At 55.6% G+C, this 2,727-nt stretch carries 3 protein-coding genes; all 3 read left to right on the top strand.

Going from position 1 to position 2,727, the window contains the following annotated elements:
* Positions 1-766 (top strand): glycosyltransferase family 2 protein (locus VI215_04225; GenBank protein HEY6191516.1); only part of this gene is annotated, 766 nt, incomplete at its 5' end.
* Between the two features lie 5 nt (positions 767-771).
* Positions 772-1,833, top strand: coding sequence for a glycosyltransferase (locus VI215_04220; GenBank protein ID HEY6191515.1), 1,062 nt, complete (start codon positions 772-774; stop codon positions 1,831-1,833).
* Position 1,834: 1 nt separating this feature from the next.
* The coding region (locus VI215_04215) for a sugar transferase (GenBank protein ID HEY6191514.1) at positions 1,835-2,727 on the top strand (893 nt) is incomplete at its 3' end.

Below are 2,727 nucleotides of genomic sequence, written 5' to 3'. Positions count from 1 at the left end.
CATCGCGACGGCCAATCGAGCGGGCCAGCTGGCGGACACGCTGGCGAGCCTTGCCCGAATCCGGACAGTCGGCGACACGGAATTGATCGTCGTCGACAACAATTCGAAGGACGGCACAGCCGAAATGATCCGGTCCGATTTCCCCGATGCAGTGCTGATTGAGAATGAAGTGAACCGCGGCGTTGCGCCTTCGCGCAATCAGGCGCTGCGGCGGGCGAAGGGACGCTACGCCCTGATCCTCGACGCCGACATGCTGTTGGTCGAGAATTCCCTGAGGCAAATGGTTGATTTCATGGACCGGACCGCGGACGCAGGGATCTGCGCATGCGCTTTAATCTCACCCGAGGGGTTTATCCAGCCGAGCGCCCGCCGGTACCCATCCCCGTTCGTGTTCGTGCTGCGGCGGCTGGTCTCTTTCGATGCCGCGAGGAGAAGCGCGGCCCTCCGGCGCCATGAGATGGCTGATTGGGACCGGACCAGCGTTCTCGATGTCGACTATGTCATCGGCGCCTGTCAGATGATTCGCCGTGAGGCTCTGGACCAGGTGGGTCTTCTCGATGAGAAGATTTTTTACGGGCCCGAGGATATCGATTACTGCCTGCGGATGTATCGGAACGGGTGGAAAGTCTATTTTTATCCTCATACCAGGATTATCCATATCGAGCAACGGATCACGAAGAAGAAGCTCTTTTCAAGAATGTCGTTTCTCCACCTCCGGGGAATCATTTATCTCTTCATCAAGTACGGCGGGAAACTCAGCCGGTGAGCCCTGTGGCGCCTCTTCGCATCCTCTACGTCGGTTTGAGGAATGACTACGGCGATCCGCGCCGCGGATACAGTTTCGAATATGTGAATTTCTTTGAGACGCTCTCCGCGATGGAGGACGTAAAGGTCCTGGAATTTCCGTTCGACGAAGTGATGCGTCAATGGGGCCGGGAGACGATGAACGTCAAATTGCTTGAGGCTGCAGAGGAGATGAAGCCCGATATCTGCTTCTTCATGCTCTTTACCGACGAAGTGAAGAGGGAGACCATCCGGAAGCTCTCGGACCGGAAGGGAAGTCAGACCTTGAACTGGTTTGCCGACGATCACTGGAGGTTTCATGGGTTCTCCAGGTTCTGGGCCCCCCTGTTTCATTGGGTGGTAACGACCGATAAGTACTCGGTCGAACGATACCGAAGGATCGGGTGCCGGAACGTCATCAAGTCCCAGTGGGGATTCAACCACCGAATCTACCGGAGATCCGATGTCCCGCAGGACCACGACGTCACGTTCGTGGGTCAGGCTCATTCATCCAGAAGGCGGTTTGCCGGCGCGCTGGAACGCGCTGGCGTGCATGTTGAATTCTGGGGGAAGGGTTGGAACAACGGGCGTTTGAAACAAAACGAGATGATAGAGCTATTTTCCAGGACCAGGATCAACCTGAATTTCGCCGACAGCTCGTTCGGCTTCCGCCTCAAGCCGATCGTGAAGACTGTGCTGTCGCGGCGCGCAGACGGGACGTACACGGTGCAGGCTCCCCGTCAGATTCTGGGCAATGTTTCAACTCTTTTCGATGGGAAGCACCCGCAAATAAAAGGAAGGAATTTTGAGATTCCGGGGTCGGGCGGATTCCTTCTTACCCAACAGGTGGATGGAATTGAAGAATATTTCATCCCCGGCAGGGAAATTGCCTTGTTTCATTCGGAGAATGACTTGACGGAGAAGGTTCAATTTTTCCTGAAGAATGAAGGCGAGCGTGAATCGATCCGGCAGGCGGGGTATGAGCGGGCGCTGAAGGACCACACGTTTCAAAAACGGTTTGAAGACATTTTTCGCATAGTTGCCGGTTAATGTGACGAGAGCAACCCTTAACAAGCTACGGGCCCCTCTTCTCGACCTTGTGACAATTTCCGTCGCCTGGGGGTTCTATTACTGGATCCGGGTTAGCAGCGGCCTGTTTCCTCACACACCCGACCCGGATTTCTGGGTTCCGCTCATTGCCGTTGGAGTCTTCTGGCTGCTTGTGTTCTTCCTTTCCGGACTCTATCGCTCGTGGTATTCCCAATCGCGGTTCGACGAGTTGACTTCGCTCTTTAAGGCGACGACATTCGGCATCCTTTTCCTCTTTTTCGCAATCTTCATCGACGACAGCGGAGTCGGATCCCCGGTCCAGTCGCGCATGCTGATCGTGGTGTACTGGGCGTTGATCCTCGGGTTTGTCGGGGGCGGCCGCCTCCTCCAGCACACGTTTCAGAGGCGTTTGTTGGAAGCCGGGATCGGCCTGCGAAATACGTTCGTCGTGGGATGGTCGGAGAAGGCAAGAGAACTGTTTGACAGGGTTCAGGTCTACCCCGCGCTCGGATACCGCATCGTGGGATTCGTCCCTGCAACAGAAGGGGTTCATGAGGATACCTACAAGGGGGTGCCGATCCTTCAACCGATCACCCAACTCCCCGGCCTGCTGGAACAATACGAAGTCACCGACGTCCTGATCGCCCTCGCATCCACCGATCATGACAACCTCCTTTCGGTTATCGGTTCTTGCAATTCACACGATGTGAGCCTCAAAATCATGCCGGACCTTTACGATATCATCAGCGGACAGGCCCGCACAAATCAGATCTACGGGTTCCCGCTTATTGAGATCATGCCGGTGATCATGCAGCCGTGGGAACAAGCGGGGAAACGGGCGATCGATCTCATGATTTCCTTTGCGACTCTTTTTGTGGGACTCCCGGTCTGGAT

The sequence above is a fragment of the Bacteroidota bacterium genome, assembly GCA_036522515.1.
Lineage (GTDB): Bacteria > Bacteroidota > Ignavibacteria > UBA10030 > SZUA-254 > VBOC01.
This window is presented reverse-complemented; position numbering and strand designations above follow the sequence as displayed.